The sequence below is a fragment of the Streptomyces sp. NPDC008121 genome (genome assembly GCF_042957155.1).
GTDB lineage: Bacteria > Actinomycetota > Actinomycetes > Streptomycetales > Streptomycetaceae > Streptomyces.
Genome location: NZ_JBIBHT010000017.1, coordinates 24,448 through 44,089, shown reverse-complemented (window position 1 = coordinate 44,089; position 19,642 = coordinate 24,448). Strand labels below are relative to the sequence as shown.

At 70.2% G+C, this 19,642-nt stretch carries 13 protein-coding genes and 3 pseudogenes; 7 read left to right on the top strand and 9 right to left on the bottom strand.

The window, feature by feature from the left end; translation table 11 throughout:
• Nucleotides 1-629: 629 nt before the first annotated feature.
• Nucleotides 630-1,304 (bottom strand): transposase, encoded by a 675-nt coding sequence (locus ACFZBD_RS32870; protein WP_391146877.1) that lies wholly within the window; start codon nt 1,302-1,304, stop codon nt 630-632.
• Nucleotides 1,305-1,613: 309 nt separating this feature from the next.
• Here ACFZBD_RS32870 and ACFZBD_RS32865 point away from each other — a divergent pair.
• Nucleotides 1,614-2,167, top strand: a pseudogene (locus ACFZBD_RS32865) (transposase); the annotation flags it as partial.
• 395 nt (nt 2,168-2,562) lie between these two features.
• Here the strand turns inward: ACFZBD_RS32865 and ACFZBD_RS32860 are convergent.
• Nucleotides 2,563-3,186 carry a vitamin K epoxide reductase family protein gene (locus tag ACFZBD_RS32860; protein WP_391146874.1) on the bottom strand — a complete coding sequence of 208 codons (624 nt, stop codon included), beginning with the start codon at nt 3,184-3,186 and terminating at the stop codon, nt 2,563-2,565.
• Between the two features lie 1,525 nt (nt 3,187-4,711).
• Between ACFZBD_RS32860 and ACFZBD_RS32855 the strand changes: the two genes are divergently transcribed.
• From ACFZBD_RS32855 to ACFZBD_RS32840, 4 genes and pseudogenes are all read left to right on the top strand, one after another.
• Complete coding sequence (locus ACFZBD_RS32855) at nt 4,712-4,969, top strand: IS3 family transposase (RefSeq protein ID WP_391146871.1); 258 nt, start codon at nt 4,712-4,714, stop codon at nt 4,967-4,969.
• Nucleotides 4,938-5,369: a DDE-type integrase/transposase/recombinase gene (locus ACFZBD_RS32850; protein ID WP_391146890.1), complete on the top strand. Its 432-nt coding sequence runs from the start codon at nt 4,938-4,940 to the stop codon at nt 5,367-5,369. Before ACFZBD_RS32855 ends, ACFZBD_RS32850 begins: the two co-directional genes overlap by 32 nt.
• Complete coding sequence (locus ACFZBD_RS32845) at nt 5,323-5,532, top strand: IS3 family transposase (RefSeq protein WP_391146870.1); 210 nt, start codon at nt 5,323-5,325, stop codon at nt 5,530-5,532. Before ACFZBD_RS32850 ends, ACFZBD_RS32845 begins: the two co-directional genes overlap by 47 nt.
• 560 nt (nt 5,533-6,092) lie before the next feature.
• Nucleotides 6,093-6,137 (top strand): annotated as a pseudogene (locus tag ACFZBD_RS32840) (hypothetical protein); the annotation flags it as partial.
• 135 nt (nt 6,138-6,272) lie between these two features.
• Here ACFZBD_RS32840 and ACFZBD_RS32835 read toward each other — a convergent pair.
• Complete coding sequence (locus tag ACFZBD_RS32835; protein ID WP_391146868.1) at nt 6,273-6,935, bottom strand: alpha/beta fold hydrolase; 663 nt, start codon at nt 6,933-6,935, stop codon at nt 6,273-6,275.
• A 305-nt stretch (nt 6,936-7,240) separates the two neighbouring features.
• Nucleotides 7,241-8,504: pseudogene (locus ACFZBD_RS32830) on the bottom strand (IS701 family transposase).
• Between the two features lie 203 nt (nt 8,505-8,707).
• Between ACFZBD_RS32830 and ACFZBD_RS32825 the strand changes: the two are divergent.
• The gene (locus tag ACFZBD_RS32825; RefSeq protein WP_391146865.1) at nt 8,708-9,373 is read left to right on the top strand and encodes a methyltransferase domain-containing protein; all 666 of its coding nucleotides are present in this window, start codon (nt 8,708-8,710) and stop codon (nt 9,371-9,373) included.
• Nucleotides 9,374-11,048: 1,675 nt separating this feature from the next.
• On the opposite strand, the gene ACFZBD_RS32820 is transcribed toward ACFZBD_RS32825, so the two are convergent.
• Nucleotides 11,049-11,525: a hypothetical protein gene (locus tag ACFZBD_RS32820; protein ID WP_391146863.1), complete on the bottom strand. Its 477-nt coding sequence runs from the start codon at nt 11,523-11,525 to the stop codon at nt 11,049-11,051.
• 1,518 nt (nt 11,526-13,043) lie between these two features.
• A complete protein-coding gene (locus ACFZBD_RS32815) occupies nt 13,044-14,141 on the bottom strand; it encodes an FAD-dependent oxidoreductase (RefSeq protein WP_391146860.1) in 1,098 nt (365 codons plus the stop codon).
• Nucleotides 14,142-14,683: 542 nt separating this feature from the next.
• On the opposite strand from ACFZBD_RS32815, the gene ACFZBD_RS32810 reads away from it, so the two are divergent.
• On the top strand, nt 14,684-14,959 hold the full coding sequence (locus ACFZBD_RS32810; RefSeq protein ID WP_391146859.1) for an isoamylase early set domain-containing protein: 276 nt from the start codon (nt 14,684-14,686) through the stop codon (nt 14,957-14,959).
• A gap of 235 nt (nt 14,960-15,194) precedes the next feature.
• Here ACFZBD_RS32810 and ACFZBD_RS32805 read toward each other — a convergent pair whose 3' ends face one another.
• From ACFZBD_RS32805 to ACFZBD_RS32795, 3 genes are all read right to left on the bottom strand, one after another.
• Nucleotides 15,195-16,187, bottom strand: a complete 993-nt coding sequence (locus tag ACFZBD_RS32805; protein WP_391146857.1) for a hypothetical protein — start codon at nt 16,185-16,187, stop codon at nt 15,195-15,197.
• A gap of 1,593 nt (nt 16,188-17,780) precedes the next feature.
• Nucleotides 17,781-18,188, bottom strand: coding sequence for a hypothetical protein (locus tag ACFZBD_RS32800; RefSeq protein WP_391146855.1), 408 nt, complete (start codon nt 18,186-18,188; stop codon nt 17,781-17,783).
• Nucleotides 18,189-19,335: 1,147 nt separating this feature from the next.
• Nucleotides 19,336-19,458: a hypothetical protein gene (locus ACFZBD_RS32795; protein ID WP_391146853.1), complete on the bottom strand. Its 123-nt coding sequence runs from the start codon at nt 19,456-19,458 to the stop codon at nt 19,336-19,338.
• Nucleotides 19,459-19,642 lie beyond the last annotated feature (184 nt).

Genomic DNA, 19,642 nt, shown 5'->3' with positions numbered 1-19,642 from the left:
AGCACCATGGCAAACGCACCCGTCTGCTCACTGACACTCCCCGAAGCACCCCCACCCAACACCACCGCACCCGACACCCCCGCCGGACTGGACACGGCCGCAGGCACGGAAGCAGCAGCAGTGACAACCGGCACCGTGGTCACCGCCAACACCAGCACCATCGCCAGAGCAATACGCCGCGGCCAGCCTGTATGGCGGCACGCCCCCTTAGCCCGGGGACGGTCAGCGGGCAGGAAGCCGGAGCCCGAACCGGGAAGAAGTGAACGCATTGCGGGTTCCAGTCGGCGGGGGACACTGTTGTGAGACCACTCAACCGTGCCCGGCTGCCGGGCAGTGTCCGGTGATCAGGCTGTTCCCGGCCGACGCGCCACTGGCCGGCCGGCCCGCACGCCGCCCGTACGCGGCGGGTGCCGGCTACGCGGCACCGCCTGCTCCCCGACAGCCGGCCGGGCCAGGGGCCAGGCCCTATGCAGACGGGACGGCAACCGGCCTGCCTTCCCAAATGTCCCAGAGAGACCAGCACGAGACCCCCAGACAGCCTGCTCCTGCACGCCCCCGCTCAGAACCATCCCGCCGCGCGCGGGTCCCGGTCTGCTGCGCGCGATGTCCTGGAACGTCTGCTAGCGCGTTCACGCCCGTCGGCCCGGCGCCCTGCAGAAGCCACCCTGTACCTCCAACCGGATAGGCGGCCTGCCCGCCAGCACCGGCAGCCCGCCGCTGTCACACAGCACCAACAGGATCCCGGACGCCATAACGGTGCTCGCGCGCCGTACCAGGACCGCCCCGGGGCTGCTATGTCGTGTCAAGCAGCTTGTGCAGGTTCCTCGATGCTTCCGGTCTTGGTTCGGTGAGTCCGTTCGGGGATCTTGAAGATCTGGCGGCAGGTGGTGCGCTTGAGGCATCGCTGTGCGTCGCGGGAGGTGTTGCCCTCGGTGATTCTGCGGGCGGTGCACGCCTTTGTGGCGGAGTGGAGCCGCATGGGAATCAGGGTGGTGGTGTGGATGGCCCGGTTGAGCTGCCGGTCTCCGCTGCGGTTGAGGGGGGTGCCGGTTGGTGAGTCCGGAGGAGGCGGGGACCGGGGAGGCTCCGGCGGAGGGCGCGAAGGCGGCTTCCGGGCGGAACCGGCCCTGGTGGGGCCGGCTGAGCAGGATCTGGGCTGCGGTGACCGGTCCGGTGCCGGGCAGGCCGGGAAGCTCTGGAGCGGCTCCCCTGGCCAGGGTGAGGATGTCCTTCTCAGGGTCTTTGGCCTCGGCCTGCAGGGCCTGGATGCTGTGGGCGGTGAAGCGCAGGGCCCGTGCTGTCATCCGGGGGTCCAGGTCCAGGGCGGGCCGGTCGCGGAGCTGGGCGCAGTAGGTGACCTGGGCCGGGCGTTTCAGTTGCGCAGTTCGGCGCGGAGGCCGTCTGGTGCGGAGAGGGTCGGGGCCTTGAGCTGGTTGATCGCCGCGGTCGGGGCAAGGACTGCGCCCTGGCGGGTGGCGAGACGGACGCGTAGTGCCTCGCGTTCGCCGCGGAGCCGGGGCTGGATCAGGTGCTCGGTGGCCAGGGCTTCCTTCGCGGCGCGCTTTGGCGTCGGGCATGCCGGATTTTCGTCCGCCGCGGCTGGCGGCCCGCTTGGGCCGGCAGACCTCGACGGCGTGCTCGCCGGCCTGGTCGAGGAATGGCGCGAGGCCGACCAGCGCCGGGCCCTGGAAGCCCAGATCAGCACCCTGCTGGAGGCCCACCCTCGTCACCCGGTCCTGACCTCGATGCCGTGCGTCGGAGTCAGGACCGCCGCCGTCCTCCTGGTCACCGCCGACGACGGGACCGGCTTCCCCACCGCCGCCCGCCTCGCCTCCTGCGCCGGCCTCGCCCCCACCACGAGGTCATCCGGGACCTCGGTCCACGGCGAACAGGCGCCCCGCGGCGGAAACCGGCAGTCAAACGCGCGATGTTCCTCTCCGCCTTCGCCTGCATGAACGCCGACTCCGCTTCACGGACCTGCTAGGACCGGCAAAGAGCACGCGGCAAAACCCACACCCAAGCGCTCCTCCGCCTCGCCCGCCAACGCATCAGCGTCCTCTTCGCCATGCTCCTCGACGGCACCTTCTACGAATCCCGCACCCCACCATCACCCTCGCAGCATGACCGCCCCAAACAACCAACCCCAAACCCGGCGCCACATCCTTGACGAAGGACAGAGAGACACCCCCCACCCTGACACGCCCTCACCACAACACCGTGCCCGCACCGGTCTGCCCCGCCACGGCGGGGCGCACCACCGCGCGCGTGCACCAGCGGCGGCTCCAGCCCGGGGGCCGCGGACGTCACCGAGGACGCTTGGTGCCGACTGCTGAAGCTCCGCTGGCTCCACGCGGCTTTCGGGGCCGCCCAGGCCCAGGGGAGCTCCTGAACTTCCAGGCACGGCCTGCCCAGCACATACACTTCCGCACCGCCTTTGCCCGGCGGCAGCCGGGTACCTGCCACCCGCGTGGCTGTATGCGGATACGGGGGCTGGCTCCAGCAGGACGTCAGGGCGCGGAACAGATTAGATGCAGGCGGCTGAGCAGTTCGGAACAACGGGTCTCAGCTGGTCCAGAAGTTCCACCAGCGGGTCAGGATCAGCATGCCGATGATCCCGATGTGCAGGACGGGCAGCACCCAGGTGAACTCGGCGAAGAAGGTCCGCAGGGCGCCCGGGGCCGGGATGACGCCCTGGCGGACGTTGTGCGAGGTCACGTACCAGAACATGACGATGGTGGCGACCCAGACCAGGCAGCACCACAGGCACAGGGAGTTGATCTCGTACAGCGACTGGTACATCAGCCAGGTGCAGAACCCGACGCCGAAGAGGGTGCCGGCGTTCAGGCCGAGCCAGTACCAGCGGCGGTAGCGGGCACCCGCGAGGAGGGCGAGGCCGATCGCGACGACCATGGCGTAGGTGACGAGGCCCAGCATGGGGTTGGGGAAGCCGAAGACCGACGCCTGGTCGCTCTCCATGATGTTGCCGCAGGAGACGATCGGGTTGAGGCTGCACCCCGGGGTGAAGTCCGGGTCCTCCAGCAGCTTGAACTTGTCGATCGTGATGACCCAGGCGGCGAGCACCCCGGCCGCGCCGGTGATCACCAGCATCCAGGCGAAGGCCCGGCTCGCGCCGAACGTGCCTGGCGGGCCTGTGCTCACTGCGCTTGGTGGAATGTGCTGATTCATCGCTCGCCGGTGACTGCGCGGTTCATGGCTGCTTGTGCTGCTTCCAGGAGGGTCCTGCTGGTGCCAAGGCCGCAGCCTTCCGTACCAGCATCACTATCCGCATCAGACTTCCTGAAACGGAGATACGGTGCATCTTGCCTGATTATATGGCCCCGCCGCATGGTGGGCGCCTCTCGCCCCGTCCGGACTCCAGTGTCGGCCACAGGGCCTTCTTTCCCGCCTGGTTCACGGCGGCGGCGTGGGCGGTCACCCCCTGGCGGACACCAGGGCCTGTATACACGCCGCTGGCCGTCTCATCCGTTACGCCTTCGCTCCAGCGCCTGCATTCTCCCCGGCCTCACCATGCGGCATCAGCGTGCCGGCATCCACGGTGCGACGAGAGTGCCCAGGGGAGGCTCGTGCCTCTGGCCAACGCTCTGCCCGGAGATCCAGCTGATCACCGGGCGGGCAGGTCTGGCCGTCTGTGCCGGGATGCCGGACCTGTATGACAGCCTGGCTGAGCCTGCGGGTCAGGGGCCATATCTGCCGGTCCCTTTCCGCCGCGGGCCCCGTCGGCGCACTCCTGGCCAGACCACGGCGGAACGGGACTCTTGCGCAGATGGCTGCGCGAATACGGCATCGCACACGCAAGGGGGGCCCAGTGGCCGCAGCGCCGGGGCCCTCGCCAGACCGTTGAACGGACCACGCCTGTGGCGCACCGGGCGCCGCCGGCTCCACCAGCGCTACGAGCGCAAGCCGGTCGCTCGCGTTCGCCAGGAAGCCTGCACCCTCGCAGAATCAGGCTCGTATGACCCACCGTCGCGCGGCTTCAGCGGCGCCGCTTCGGCCCCTGCTTAACAGTGGCCGGAAGCGGCGCCGCCGGGAACCGCTGGCCGGGGCATGCCAGTGCTAACCAGGCCAGCGTGTACACCTGAACGCATTTTCTACGAAACCATGAGCGCGCCCAGAACTCCAGCCGGGCGGTGCAGGGGCAGGCGGGACCTCTCTCACCGCAGATTTGCGCGGGTCAGTCCCCCGGGCGCCGCTGCCGGGGGGATGAACGCCTTGCTGGGGGCAGTACGGGGCTCGAAGCGTCCGGGGCCACAGGGGAATGTTTTTCCGTGAGGTGCCTCGAGGTTTCCGGACAGGGACCCAATAGGATCCTTGTGACGGGAAACGAGGTAACAGTGTCACCACCGAGCAAGTACTCGCCGGAGTTCCGCGAGGAAGCCGTCCAGATCGCGTTGAGGTCTGGCAAGACCGTCACCGAGGTAGCCCGGTAGCTCAACCTCGCTCCAGAAACCCTTCGTGGCTGGGTGAAGAAGCATAGGAGCCAGCAGAAACCGTCAGCCGATGCGGAACTGACGGTGACTGAGCGGGCACGCTTGGGGGAGCTTGAGCGGCGTAATCGCGAGCTGGAAATGGAGAACAGCTTCCCGAAGAAAGCCGCAGCGTACTTCGCGAAGGATCACCGATAAGCGAGAAGTTCGAGTTTATCGATCAGATGAGACTCGACACGGCGGAGTGCGCGTAGCCCATCGACTTCATGAGCATCAGACTCGGCGTCTCCCGCGCCGGATCTTGCGAGTGGCGCAGCAAACCGGATTCCGCGACGACCGCCCGCCGGGAAAAACTCAAGATTCTCGTTGCGGAAGCATTTGAGGATTACGACAGCACCTACGGCTACCGGCGCGTGCACGCACAGCTGTGCCGCTGGGGCGTTACGGGCCGGAGCTGGTCCGGCAGCTCATGCGGGAGCTCCGCCTCGTGCCCTGCCAGCCCAAGCCGAAGCGGTTCAGCCTGACCAAGGCCGGCCTGCCGATTCCCGTGCACGACCTGTCGGCCGCAACTTCACCGCAGATAATCCCGGAGAGAAGCTGGTCGGGGATATAACGTATATCCCTACCGGCCAAAGCTGGATTTTCCTGGCGACCGTTATCGACTGCCGCACCAGGGAAGTTGTCGGATACGCCATGGACGACCACTACCGGACAGCGCTGATATCCCGGGCGATCAACAATGCGGCCCGCAATCGCGAATTGGCCAAGAAGGCCATCGTCCACTCCGACCGGGGCGGTAATTATATGTCGGCCGAGTACGGCAAGACCCTCGACCGTTCCAGCCTTCGACGCTCCGCCGGCCGAACGGGTATCTGTTATGACAATGCCATTGGCCGAACCGTTCTTCGGTGCCCTGAAGAATGAGCGAGTAAGCCGCATCACCTACAGCACACGCGAGGAGGCCAAACAGGACATCACGAGGTACATCGAATTCTGGTACAACCGCAAACGGCTTCACTCGGCACTCGGAGACCTGACGCCGCATGAGGCATATCCTGAACGCTGCAGCATGCAGCTTGCGGCGTAATTTCAAGCGCATGGCAGCTGTCCGGAAACTTCGCAGCTCCTCATCCGTCAAGCCGGCCGTGATCTGCAGTTGTCCCTGGCCGGCGGGGATGTAAGCCTTCCGCACCGCCGCGGCGGCGGTGCGGGGCGCCGCTGCCCTATAGGGCCGGGGCGGGAATTGACGGGGCCCTGGCGCAAGGCACCCGCTGGAGACAGAATCCCGCCCCCGGGAAGCGGAGACTGGCATGCGGCCGGCGGCACACCGGGTTCGCCGAGGCGCTCGGCGGCCTGGCCGGGCAGGCCGGGGGCCGGACCGCCGACGGCGTCCTGGTCTGGCGTCCCGCCGCGCCCCTGGACTGGCGCCAGACCGTCAGGCACGCTGCCACGGCATGCCGGCCGCCTTGCGGGCGGCGGTCCGCACCGGAGGCCCGGGCGCTGTGGTCCTGGCCGGGCCGCTGCGCCCGGCCTGCTCATCCGCCGTGGCGTCCACGCATCGCCGCCGGGCATCCCTGAACGGACCGCGACCAGGACGCCGCGAACCTGTTCTTCCAGCTGATCGCGTCCCGCTACGAGCAGGGCTCGGTGATGGTGACCTCGAACCTGCCCTTCGGACGCTGGGGAGAGACCTTTTCCGACGACGTCGTCGGAGCCGCCATGATCGACCGCCTCGTCCACCACGCCGAGGTCTCACCCTCACCGGCGACTCCTACCGCACCCGCCAACGACGCGAACTCCTCGCCAGGGAAAACCGCACACACCGCGTCAATTCTGCGGGAGCAGAGCGTGCTCAATCGGGAGCATCGACAGCGACTCTTCGGCAAACTTCTTCTGCGCGCTCGGCCAGACCTCTCGCGCCGCCCGGTAGGCGGCCCTGAAAGCGGGGGGAGTGTCGCCCGGCAGGGGATCTGCCTTACCGGCCACCAGCACGGTGAGGGGGACAGGGGGCAGAGGGCCCAGGCGTGCGATCTGCTGCAGGCTCTGGTCCACGTCGTAACTCTCCCTGCCCGGCGCACTCGTGCGCACAGGGTCCTGCAGAAGCGTCTTCCAGTCTTTTGCTGACAGAAGGCTTTTGACGGCTGGCGCTGTGCCGTCGACCGACACCATCCCCCGTGCCTCGGCAGGGTAGGTACGGGCGTAGGCATAGTTGAAGAGTGAGCCCAGCGAGTGTCCCGCCAGCACATAAGGGCCCCGGACGCCGGCGCTGTGCAGCAGAGCATGCAGTTCCTGGACAACGTCCCTGGCCGTCCGGGGCATGTCCGTCAGGTCACAGCGCCCCGGCTTGAGCGGATTCCCCGTCAGAAGCGCGCCCGGGCGGTCGTAGATGCATACCCGGGTCGCCTTCGATACGGCAGCAACGACCGACTCAGGATGCTCTGCAGCATCCCAGATGTCGCCTGCATTGAGGAAACCGGACTGCAGGAGCACGGTAGGGCTGCCGTCGCTGCGCCCCTGGCAGCTGAGGAACACTCTGCGCCCCCCGCCGACATCGAACCGCCCGGAGGGGCTGCCAGTTGCCTGCGTTGGTGGCAGCGGTGTGGGGGTGCCGGCCGGGGCGGCCGCAGAGCCCGGCCCCGTGCCGCCGCTGCCCCCCGCCTGCCCGCCGACCGTTTCCGTACCTCGTGACCCCGTTTCCCCCGAACCCGCCGGGGCGGCGTGTCTGAGTGCCGCAGACGGCGGCGTCACCCTCCTGGCCCTGATTCTTTAGCTGCGTAAGCGCTAGTAGGGCTTGGTCAGGTCGGGGCTGGTGTGGGTATGCCGCGGTGGCAGGTGGGGCAGACGCCGGTCCATGTCGCGACGGAGACGAGGGTGACGTGGTGGTGCCATCCGTTGAAGGTGCGGCCCTCGAAGTGGGCGAGACCCAGGTCCTGTTTCATCTCCCGGCAGTCGTGTTCGATGCGCCAGCGGAGCTTTGCCAGGCGGACCAGGGTGGTCAGCGGGGTGTCGGCGGGCAGGTCGGAGAGCCAGAACTGAACGGGTTCGCTCTGTCCGGCGGGCCACTCGGCCAGGAGCCAGCACTCAGGCAGTTCCGGTCCGTCGACGGCCTGGCGGACCTCGCGTCCGGCAGGCCGGACCCGCGGGGCCACGAACCGCGAGTACATCCGCCTGAAGCCGCTGCGGCCCGTGCCGGGCCGGGAGCCCTCACACCATTGCACCGGCTTCGCCGCCTCCGGCCCGCCGCGATGACCAGCTGTTTCACCGGCCGGGGCTTGTCCGGGTACTTCGCCACAGGCCGGCGTCCGATGCCGGAATAGGGCTCAGTGGCCGGCACGGCTTCGCCGGGCTGGGCCGAGAGGGTGGCGGAGATTCCACGACGTAGTTGAGGCCGCGGGCCTGCAGTCCGTGCCGGAAGGCGGCCGCGTCTCCGTAACCGGCGTCAGCAATGGCCACCGGCACCTCGATGCCCCAGAAACGAGTCTCGTCGAGCATGTCGGGTGCGAGCTGCCATTTCTCCACGTGCCCGATGTCGTCGGGACTGCCGCAGGCGGTGCGGCGGGCGACCTTGTCGGGGTCCGCCTTCACAGACCCGGGCGCCCACGTCCGGGGCAGGAACAGCCTCCAGTTGACCGCAGCCGACGCGTGATCCGAGGCCAGGTGCAGTGACACGCCCACCTGGCAGTTCGTGACCTTGCCCGCGGTGCCGGTGTACTGCCGCGATACACACGCCGAGGCATTGCCGTCTTTGAGGAAGCCGGCGTCATCGAAGACCAGCACGGTGGGCCGGACCGCCTTTTCCATCTTCCAGGCCAGCCGGGCCCGCACATGCGCCGGATCCCAGGGGCTGGCCGTCACAAAGTGGGCCAGGGCCTGCCGGATTCCGTCCTCCCCCAGCCGGGCGGCCATGGGTTCGACCGACTTGCGCTGGCCGTCAGTGAGCAGGCCTCGCAGGTAGACCTGCCCCCACCGACGTTGGTCATTCCTGGCGAACGGCTCGAAAACCTCCGCCGCAAAGTCCTCCAACTCGCCACGCACAGCCGCAATCTCGTCCGGAGCCACGCTCTCTCAACGCAACACCGAACCACAAGGACACGCTCAACCACAACTGACCTGACCAAGCCCTACTAGGTATAGGGACAGGAGCAACGAGAATGCAGCACCCGATGCCCTGAAGGACGAAACACCGTGCGATGTGGGCGCTACGACTATCCCTCCGTGGCCTCGCAGGTCATCCACGAGCTGGGCGGCGTGCTGGTGCGCGAGTGCGGCATCCGCCAGGCAGACCGGGTCCTGGACGTCGTGGCCGGCTCGGGCACGCGGCCATCCCGGCCGCCCTCGCCGGCGCCGACGTCACCGCCTGCGACCTCACCCCCGAACTCCTGGAGGCCGGCCGCCGGTTCGCCGGGGCGCGCGGAGCCCGGCTCGACTGGCGGGAGGCGGACGCGGAAGCCCTCCCCTTCGCGGACGGCGAGTTCGACACGGCGATGTCCTGCGTGGGCGTCGTGTTCGCCCCGCACCGCCAGCGGGCGGCCTACGAACTGGTCCGGGTCTGCCGCCCCGGCGGAACGGTCGGCCTGATCAACTGGACCCCTGAGGGGTTCATCGGGAAGATGTTCGCCGCGATGCGCCCCTACGCTCCGCCGCCGCCGCCCGGTGCCCAGCCGCCACCGCTGTGGGGCGACCCCGAACACGTGCACTCGCTGCTTGGGGACCGCGTGAGCGACGTCCAGGCCCGCCGGCAGCAGCTGCGCGTGGACCGGTTCGCCCGGCCGGAAGAATTCTGGGAGTTCTTCAAGACCTGCTACGGGCCGGCCATCGCCACGTACCGCTTCATCGCAGACGATCCCGGCCGGGCGGCCGCCCTCGACACAGCCCTCGACGGCCTGGCCCGGCAGCACCTCGCCGACGGCGCGATGGACTGGGAATAACTTCTGGTCACGGCACACCGGACAGGCGCGTAGAAAAACAGGCCGGGGCGCGCCCAGGCGTGAGGCGGCCCGGGGGCACGTCTGCGGCAGCCACGAGCCGCGGGCATCTGCGGCCCTGTATGCGGCGCCGGGCTTGGGGCCGCATACAGGGGCCCGGCAGGCCGTCCGGAGCGGGAGCGCGGACAAGGACGCTACGGCTTCCCCGGCGGCCGTGTCCGTGGGCGCGGTATGCCGGGTCCCTCTGACGGGACCGCTCGGGATGCTGCCCGCGGTCCCCCAGCCTGCGTCCTGCGCCTGCGGGACGCGGACCCGCCGCCGGCGGTGGCGGCGGCGCCCGGGCATGACGCGGCCGGGCCGTAACCCTACAGTGCGCCCCGGGCCGTCACCGGGGTGCCGGGACCTGCGGTGCCGCGTCGCGGGACGGCCAGTGACAAGCACGAGCAGTGGCTGGTGCCGCACGGCCCGCGGGCCAGCACCGTCACCGATACGGGCGGCGCCCGGGACCTGACGCTCAGGCACGCTTGCGCAGCCTGCTGCGGAGCAGCCCCGGACGGCGGGATGACCCAGCTGCGGGCGTGCGGCGCCCTCCTCGGGACCCTGTGCTCCGGCTGCGGGCTGCCGTAGCACCACCCAGAGCGCCGCGTCCGGCCTCGGCATCGACCACGTCGTGGCGCTCTCCGAGGCCTGGCGCGACGAGCTCCATCTTTCAGCCGTCCATGTCCGCCCCCTGTGCCCGGCACACGCGGCCGGCCGGGGGTTTGCCGCTGCCTGGCGCACCCGGCCCGCTCGCTCCCGTGCCGCGCGTGCGTCAGCCCCGGCGGCGACGGCCAAAACGGCGGCATGCCGCCAAAGAAGCCCCGCCGGGACGCTCGGCCGCGTTGACGAGGCGCGCTGCCAGCCCGGCGGCCCGCTGCTCCCTCAGCGTGACCGCGGACGGAGCCCAGGGAGACCTGAGCGGGGGCCTGGGGGCGCGCGTGGAGTCGGTTCTCGTGGTGACGCCGGGCCAGCAACTGGACATTTACGTTGGCGGCGCCGCGAACGGCGCAGTCGGCGGGTTCTACGGCGGCGGGGCCAGCGATATCCGTCCCTCTGGCGGCGGTGCTGCGGACCGTCTGCTGGTTGTGGCCGGCGGCGGTGGCGGATCCGGCGCTCTGGCCGGCCCGATTCCCGACACCAGCCCCGGCAGAGCCGCCGGCGGAGCCGCCGACGGGGCCGGGGCCGGCGGTACTGACGTGCCGCCGTCTTTGACCGGCGGCCAGGGCGGTGTCCCACCCAAAGGAGGGCGAGCGGTGCCGCGGTGACGGGAGAGCCCGCATACGTGAGAGGGGGGCCTGCGTTCACACCGGTCAGCACGGCCAGGACCGGGCCGGGACCGGGCCAGGGCCTGCCGGGGCCACGAGCGGGAGCAGGGCGGGAACCGCGGGCAGGTTGCTGGCCAGGACGGCCCGCGGCGCCCGCGAACGTGAGGGCAGCCTGCCGCTGGGCCAGGAGGAGGCGGGCAGCCCGGCGCTGCCTGTCGTGACCGGTGCGTACGGCACCGCCCCGCGCCTGCCCTGCCAGGTCCCCCAGCAGCGCAGGCCGGGCAGGGGTCCGGGGTTCGGGGCGTGCAGCATCGTGACCGCCCGGTTGTTGCGGGCGGAGCCCGTCACGCCCGGGCCGCACACCGCCGCGATCCTCAGGTGGCCGCGGGCCGGGGCGCCAGCGGCGTGCCGCACCGGCTGCAGAACCGGGCGTCCGCCTCGATCGCATGCCGCTGGCACCGGCCGCACACCAGATGCACCGCGCACTGCTGCGCACCCGGTCCGGTCCTGGGCTGCCTTGCGATGCTCATGCCGGCCCGCCTGCGGTGCGCGGTGAGATAGACCAGCCCGTCCGGGCCGGCCTGCAGCCTGCGTGCGGCGCCCCGGGGAAGGAGCGTGAGAGCGCCGGGAACGAGGTCTGACGCGGCGCCGTCCACGGTGAGGGAACCTCCCCCCGCGACGGCCAGGAACAGCACGTCGACCTCGGCTTCCGTGTGGACGGCGACACCGGTGTCCGGCAGCAGCCGCACCAGGTTGGCGTCCAGCTGGCGCCCGGACGTGCCCAGCCGCCACAAGGCACCGCTCTGGCCGCCGGCGGCCTCCGCGATCAGCTCCGCGACCGTGACAGCCACGGCTTCCTCCTCGGCCACCCCGGTCCTCTCTTCGCACAGTGCCAGCACTGACGCCTGCCCCCGCCTGATCTTCGCAGGGAATCCCGGCCCTCGGGCGGGCGGGACTGCGGTCCCGGAAATGCACAGGCGCGCAGCGCCAGAATTGCCCTGCGCCTGCGTCATGACGCTCAGGCAGGCCGCTTGCGGTGTTCCGGTGCAGTCCTGGACGGTGCCCGGAGGCGCCCCGCCGCGAGGAGCGCACCACGCGGCGGGGAAGCCCCGAAGACGGATCCGGTGCCGGTCCGGTGGATGCGGCTGGTGTATCCGGCGCGCAGACAGCGGGAACCGGTGCCCTTCCAGACGCCGGCCGATTCTCCGGACGGGCGGTCCTGGACGGGCGGTGCACGGACAGGTGCTCCGGAGTTCTCGCATCCCTCCCCCATGGCCGCTTCGCGCCGGTTCAGCGCGGCGCCGAAGACCTCGCGCCGGCAGCCGGGGCAGGCCTTCCGGGGGGCAGGCTGCAGAGGGCGTGGATTTCCCGGTGCGCTGCGCGGTGAAGGGGGATGATCCCGGGGGGACGGAGGCGAGCGGTATCACGGCCAGGAGGTGGCGCAGCGGCCCGCGCACCGCCCCGGGGCCGGCCACTGGGAAGCGCAGGGACGGGCTCCTCCCTGAGGACGGCGTAGCGGTGGCCGCCTTCCTCGGCGGATATCCGGGTTCAGCGCGGAAGTGTCCGCCCGCAGCAGTATGTTGACCGCGCCGACGCGAAAAAGAAGGGGGCGGGCGGGGTGATCCGTACGTACAAATTCCTCATGGTGCGCCACGAGGCGCTGTTTCATCGAGTGGCGGTGAGAGACCGCCACCACTGAGTCGTCGCAGCGACTCGGCTGGGGGCAGTCTGAGCCGGGGAACGCCGGGGGTGGGGATGCCGGGCGGCTGGTCCGCCGCGCGGCGGCAGGGTCCCGGCTGTTCGCGGGGCGGAGCCAGTGCCCGCGCCCCTCCGGCGGCTGGCCGCCGCTGCCGCCCCTTGTATCCCCTGTCTATGGCCATGGCCTCCCTTCACGGGCACGAGGCGGTGCAGGCGGCGGACCGGCTAGTAGGGCTTGGTGGTGAAAGGAAGACCGGCCATGTCGGCGAGGGAGCCAAGGACACCTCCTCCAGGCCAGTGCCCGGCTGCTGCAGAGCGAGCCGTGCCCCCCCTTGCACCGGCGGACTGGCCGCGGCGGTGGCCGACAGGCGGCGCGGGGTCACCGCCGCGGCCAGCGGTTGCAGGGCCAGCGGTCAGGGCCGGGCGCGCGGGGGCGCCGTCCAGCTCACCGCCTGCACTGCAGCGGTGAGCCGGTTGCGGTGCGGGCGGACAGGCTTTGCTCCGCAGCCGGGGACATCCCGGGCACCCGGCCGGGCTGCTGCGGCCCGGCCGGTGGGGGGCTGCTGCGCGCCGGGCAGCCTGGGTTCCGGAAGCGGGATCAGCCCCCCGGTCTGCCGGCCGCCTTCGCGTGGGGAGGATGAAAGGGCGGGAGCGCCGGGCCGTGCGGGTGTTCAGCGCATGCCATTGATGATCTTGCGGTGGCCGTTGAAGATGCGGGCGGTCACCCTGGGGTCGGGGTCAGTGGTCGTCACCCCGGCCTCATGGCTGCCGCCGAGAACGATGCCGTCGCTGCGCGGGAACATGTAGAGAAACTCCTGGCCGTCGAGATAGCAGTAGTCGATGTCCTCCTGCGGCCGCAGGACCGTGAGCTGGCCCTTGACCGGCACAAGTTCCTCATCACCGAAAAGTGCCCTGGCGCCGAGCCCGGTGCAGTTGAACAGCAGCGGCTCTGCGAGCCCGGCCAGATCCTGCCGGGAGCTGAACGCCCGTACGGTGATCCTGCCGCCGCGGGCGGTGAATTCGCTGAGGAGGCGGGGAAGGAATACGTTCGTCTCGGCGATCATAGTGGGAAAGCTCGCCGCGTACCTTGCCGGGAAGGGGTGCTCGCCCGGCCCGTAGGAAGTCAGCGGGTAGATCTCCGGCGTCACAGCGAAGTCAGGCGGCTGCGTCTGCGGCTTCGGGCCGATCATCCAGAACGTCACCCACCGCACACCATAGGACTGGCCGACAAGGGGCTGGAAGTAGCGGTGCGCGAACCGCACAGCCTCCTGAAGCTGCGGCAGGAACGGGCCGCCCAGCTGGTCAGGGCCGGCGATCTCGGTGACAGCAAACACCCCGGCCGCAACATCCGACGTGGTTCCAGGAGGCAGCGCCGCGGCGTAGAGCGTCACGGTGAAACCGTGATCCTGCAGCATCCGCGCCGTGGTCAGCCCGATCACACCGCAGCCGATCACCGCCGCCTCGCGGTGAGGCGTTGCCAGACCGAGGCTGAGCGCCATACGGGCGGTGCCCCAGGAGAGCGTCACACCGCACCCGCCATGGCCATAGTTGTGGACCACGGTCTTCTCACCCAGGCTCTCGGCACGCACCACAAACCCGGACCGCCGGAAGGGACGCAGACCCGCCGCCTCCCGGATAACCCGCTCCGGCGCAATACCGACCCTCGGCAGCGACACCACCGGCACCACCGTCGGCGGCCAGCCCCCCACCCGGGCCGGCGAAGGCGGCACCAGCCCCACCAGTCCCGCAAGCGCGGCGCTCTTCAGCACCGACCGCCGGTCCCATCGCACTGCCATCAACCGACCCCGCAGAAAATAGCCCCGACCCCGATGATTTCCCTCAGTCATACCTGCTCCCCCGCCCCCAGCCGCCCCCGGCACGCCATCAGCCCCGCTCCCCTCCCGGCAGGAACCACCGCAGCTGCTGCCGGCCGGCCGGCTGCCCGCAGCAGACCTGCCCGGGCACCGGACCCGCCGGCGCCAACCGGTGAACAGCCCACCGGCCCCGGCATGTCCCCTCACCGGCAGCCTCCACGGCTGAGCACCGCTCTTCCTTCCGCCGCCCCCTGCACATCCAAGGCCCGGCTGGACCAATCAGCACCGACGGATCTGCACCGGCCTCCTGCCGGTCTGAACTGCACTTCTGCAGCACGCACCGTGTCCGGCAGGCAGCGGCGGGCATGCGGCAGCCCGGGCGGCGGGTGAGGCTGGTGACAGGCCATCCGGCCCCAGTCCCGGCGCCAGTGCCGACCCCCCGCGCCGACACACCGCTGCAGCCGGACCGTATTTTTCCACCCGTGTCAGGAGCCCCCATGCTGGAGCGCCAGCCGCGCGAGGACCGCACCGAAGTTACCTTCGTTCTGGCGCAGGAAACACCGCCAGGCCCCGTCAGCGTGGTGGGCGACTTCAACGGCTGGCAGCCCGGCACCCACACCCTGTCCCCCCGCACCGACGGTACCCGTGCCGTCACCGTGATCCTCCCCAGCGAAAGCGAACACTCCTTCCGCTACCTCGCAGCCGGCGACTACTGGTTCGACGAACCAGCCGCCGACCACCACGACGGCCTCAACAACCGCTTGCACACCTGACCCCAGCCCTTCCCGGCGCATCCGCCCCGCTCACCCCGAAGCAGGCACCGCTCCCCCCGGCCCGGCCCCCCGGCTGCTGCCAGAACACCGCCCCGGGCATCGCGCAGCCACTGCACAGCAGCCCCCTGGTCACTGCAGCTCTGCTGCCGGGACTGGGCGCGGTGCAGGTTCATCACGCCCCTGCGGTCGGCCGCTTTCTCCCCCGGCCCAGGACTGCTGCCGGGCCGAACCTGCCTCAGGGGATCCCCAGACCGAAAAGCAGGAATCCCGCATACCAGCCCGAGCTAACCGACAGGGAAACAAGCAGTACGGAGATACAGCGCACGCTGAGGCGGCGCAGGCCGGCAGCCGCAGGAATCACCAGCGGGAACAGCGGCAGCAGGAAGCGGTGGACTGTCCCGAACATCTGCATGCTGGACAGCATCAGCACAAGGGACGCACACGTATACACCATGAGGACTGCCGGAAGCCTGTACCTGAGCATTAGCACGAGCAGCACCGGCAGCAGGAAGAGAACAAGAAGAGCGGCCACGTCCTGGGCGGGAGACGGAAACAGGTAGTCCTGACGCCCCAGCAGGATGGCCCGGGCTGCGGCGAAAGCATTGCGGCCGAAATCGAAGGAGTGCGCCCACGCGCGGCGCTGCAGGATGAAGTACGCAGCCGGATCATCCAGGGACCAGCCCACCCACCCCACATAGAGGGCGGCCCCCGCAGGCGCCACGCAAATCGCCAGCAACGGCCCCCTCCAGTGGCCCTGCCGGGAGTACAGGGCTATCGAAGCAGCCGCACAGACCGCGATAATCAGGGCGACAGCCGAAGGGCGGGTCAGTCCCGCGAGGCAGGAAAGTAGCGCTGCCTCATGCCATGCGTGCCTCATGACCGCACAGCACGTCCAGGCAGCCAGCGCGGTGTAGAGGGACTCCGAGTAGACAGACCACTGCACCCCGGCCCCCGGCATCACCGCCCACAGGCACGCAGCAATCAGACCGGTCCGCGAGTCACCCGACAGCTCCCCGATACGGTAGATCCCGGCTGCGGCAGCGAACGACGCTGCAATGGAGACCGTCATTCCCGCGCCGTAGGGCCCGATACCGGCAGCCTGGACGGCCATGCCCATCAGCCCCGGATAGAGAGGGAAGAACGCCACCGAGTTCTGCTCTATCGTGAAAACCTGGCCGCCGGGAAGAGGCACCAGAGCCGGACTGTAGCCGTCCGTGGCGATCTGCATGTACCACCAGCCGTCCCAGGAACCCAGGACATCCCACGGACGCCGCCCTCCCCCGAACCGGCGGTCCGCAGCCAGATACCTCCCCGACCAGCCCAGCAGACCCAGAAAGACAAGCAGGCTGACACCCTTAACCCCAGCAAAAGCCAGCAGCGCGGGCCACACCCTCCCCCCGTCTGCCGCAAGACGGGAATCACACCGGTCAGCCATAGGCAGCATCATGGCGAACCCCGGCCGCCCGCAGCCGCTACACGCCGACCACCCCCCGCCCTTTCAGCAATCTGCCCCGCAGGGGTGCCAGCCGGCTGGCACCCCTGCGGGCGGCCAGGGCCCACACATCCAGGACCAGGACCTCCGGCGTGCGGGCAGCGCACTGTTTCCCCTGCAGCCCAGGAAAGACACCACACCGCATCCAGCCCGGCAGGCCCTGGGCGGGAGCCGGTCCAGGCGCGCCGCCACCGGCCGGAACACGGCAGCGGCCTGGCACGACGTACCGTCCTGCGGCGAACACCGGCACCCGCCTGCAGGCCATCCGGGCTGCTGGCCGCCGCCTGCGGCATGCCGGAACGGCCCCCTCAGCCCGCCCGGCCGGCCGGCGGGTGGCCGGTAACGGGCCGAGAGCCGTCAGCGCCTTCCGCACGGCCAGGGGAGTCAAGGCCGCACCGGCAGGCTTATAGGATCTTCACCGCCGTAGTCCGGCCGCCGCCCCACGAGTCGCTGCACTGCACCCGGTACACCTGCCACTCCCCCACGCGCTCGCACCGGCTCTCCCCCCACGGGCCGCTCCAGGCCCGGAAACTGACCGCATTGCCGGCACCGTCGACGAACGTGAAAACTGCAGAAACGTTCGCCTCATAGTAGAAAGCCACAGCAAACCGGACGCTCCCTGCCGGTTCAAGAACATAGGGGACGTATGGGTTCCACAAGCGGCCCTGGTCGTCCTCAAAGACCTGCCTCCCCTCTGCGCCGTCCGTCCTGATCTCAGCAAGGGGTGAGCCTCTTCCCGGTTTCATTCGACAGGTCAACGGTGGCATAGACCCTGGCTGGGGCAGCTGCCTGGCCGCCTGCCGCAGCCCGGGAGGGCTCCGGGACAGCGACAGCCGGCGAAACCCCGCACAGGCCCGCTACGGCAAGCACCGCCAGCAGCGCAGCACCGGCCCGCTTTTTCTTCATGACAGACACCTGGAACACACCTTCCGCATGCACAGCGACAGACGGCCTGACAGTACGGACCCGGCCCGCAAAGCGAAGCCGGCAGCACGGAGGAACAGCCCGCTGAATTCCCCCGGCCATCCGGCCGCCCACACCGCACCGACCGGCTGCCGCGCCGGGCTCCGGACCCAGACCCCGGGTGCACGAGGCATTCAGCCCCTTCACCCCCGGCAGCTGCCGGGGGTGAGCCTGCGGAGACTGCCCGGCCAGGCCGCCCTCCCGGGACCGCCCCGGCCGGGGACCCGGGCGGCGCACACTCGGCGGCCGGCAGCAATCCCGCTCCTGGCCGGCTGGCGGCTGGCGGCTGGCGGCTGGCGGGTGCCTGTACCGGGCAGAGCCGTCAGCGCACTGTGCACGGGCCGGGGGCGAGGCCGCACCGCCGGCCTACAGGTTGGTGATCTTCACCGTCGTATTCTGGCCGCCCCACGGGTAGCTGCACTGCACCCGGTACACCTGCCACTCCTCCACGCGCTCGCATATACCCTCCCCCCACGGGCCGCTCTTGGCCCGGAAACTGACCACGTTGCCGGCATCGTCGACGAATGTGAAGACGGCAGAAACGCTCGGAACGTCATAGTGGGCTATACCGAACCGGACTTTTCCTGCCGGCTCAAGGACGTACGGGGTGTGGGGATTCCACAAGCGGCCCTGGTCGTCCTCGAAGACCTGTCTCCCCTCTGCGCCGTCCGTCCTGATCTCAGCAAGAGTCAGCCTCTTCCCGGTTTCATTCGAAAGGTCGAAAGTGGCATAGACCCCGGCCTGGACGACCGCCTCCCCGCCGGCCGCAGCCACGGAGGACCCCGGGACAGCAGCAGCTGGCGAAGCCCCGCACAGTCCCGCTACAGCAAACACCGCCAGCAGCACAGCACCGGCCCGCTTGTCTTCATGACAGACACCCGCAACACACCTTCCTCATACGCAGTGATATACGGCCTGACAGTACGGACCCGGCCCGCAAAGCGAAGCCGGCAGCACGGAGGAACAGCCGGCTGGATTCCCCCGGCCGTCCGGCCGCACAGACGGCACCGACCGGCTGTCGCCCGGGGCTCCGGCCCCGGGGCACACGAGGCACCCAGGACGTCTCATCCGGGCTGTCCGGCAGCCTGGTGCCGCGGCAACAGTGGAGCGGCGGGCGCCGGATGAGTGCGGGGATGCTGTCCGGGCGGGGGGCGCCGCTGCTCCGTCACGGCAGCAGGGCAGCAGCCGCCGTCTACGAGGGCCGCAAGGTGCTGGCAGCAGTCACCTTCGCGGCCCAGACCAGGCGTGTACGCGGTGGCAGCTTCCGCCGCCCTCCGCGCCGTCAGAGGAGGCCTTTAAAACCCGGGAGATCCAGGCATCCGCTGCCAGGCGCAAGCGGCCCCGCATCCTTTGTCCAGGCCCGGGCCATCTGCATACGTACACACCGGATGAGGAGGCCCGACGGGTCCGGATCCCGCAGACGGGGAAAGAGCGGGCCGGAGATCCACTTGACCACCGGACGTTCCGCTCTGCCCCGTCCCGGACGGCACCCGGGCCCGGACCTGCACGACAGCCAGGCCCCCTGGGGTGGGCAGTGCGGGGCATCCCATCCGTCCGCTCACGCCGCCGTCCCCGCCGCCGGCGGCCGGCCAGACTCACCCCGGCAACGCCTGCGCCAGCCCTCCCCTTGCGCCAACGGCTCCGCTCCCGCGGCACCGCCCACCGGCCGCCCGCAAGGGGACCGGGTCCTTCGCCCGCCCGGGCCGCCACCGCTGGACCACCGGGCGCGATGGCACGGCCCGCCGGCTGCCGCCGTCCTCCACCGGCGCTGTCAATGCACAGCCGGCCGCTTCGCCGCCGTCACCAGCACCGCCTGCACCCTCATCTGCTGCCGCCGGCTCCCCGCACGAGACGGCTTCTCCAGCCCGGCAGTGCCCACTGCCAGATCCCGCCCGGGCCCCTGCCGTCCTGCAGAGCGGCATCATCCGTAGGGCCCGCGGAGCTGGGCGCCGAGGTTGGCCGGGAGCCAGACTTCCACTGCCCTCGGAAGGCCGATCTGGGCCTCGTCACCCGCCTCCCGCTTGAATTCTCCGACGGTTGCCATGTAACTCTCATGACCGAAAGCCAAAGAGTGCCGCCTCCCTACTGCATCCAAATAAATTTCTGAATTTTTGTAGTTCAGATATTCTGGCATGATTTCTTTAGCGAGTTCGCCGTAGTAGCCTCTGTACGAGACTCCGAGCGGAACTGCGGTCATCGCTGGTTAGGGACCTGTTGGCGGGGTGTTC

Coding starts and splice junctions, on each gene's coding strand:
- ACFZBD_RS32870 (WP_391146877.1), bottom strand. CDS start 1,304: ATGACAGCACGGGCCCTGCGCTTCACCGCCCACAGCATCCAGGCCCTG.
- ACFZBD_RS32860 (WP_391146874.1), bottom strand. CDS start 3,186: ATGAATCAGCACATTCCACCAAGCGCAGTGAGCACAGGCCCGCCAGGC.
- ACFZBD_RS32855 (WP_391146871.1), top strand. CDS start 4,712: ATGAGCATCAGACTCGGCGTCTCCCGCGCCGGATCTTGCGAGTGGCGC.
- ACFZBD_RS32845 (WP_391146870.1), top strand. CDS start 5,323: ATGACAATGCCATTGGCCGAACCGTTCTTCGGTGCCCTGAAGAATGAG.
- ACFZBD_RS32810 (WP_391146859.1), top strand. CDS start 14,684: ATGCTGGAGCGCCAGCCGCGCGAGGACCGCACCGAAGTTACCTTCGTT.
- ACFZBD_RS32805 (WP_391146857.1), bottom strand. CDS start 16,187: ATGCAGATCGCCACGGACGGCTACAGTCCGGCTCTGGTGCCTCTTCCC.
- ACFZBD_RS32795 (WP_391146853.1), bottom strand. CDS start 19,458: ATGGCAACCGTCGGAGAATTCAAGCGGGAGGCGGGTGACGAGGCCCAG.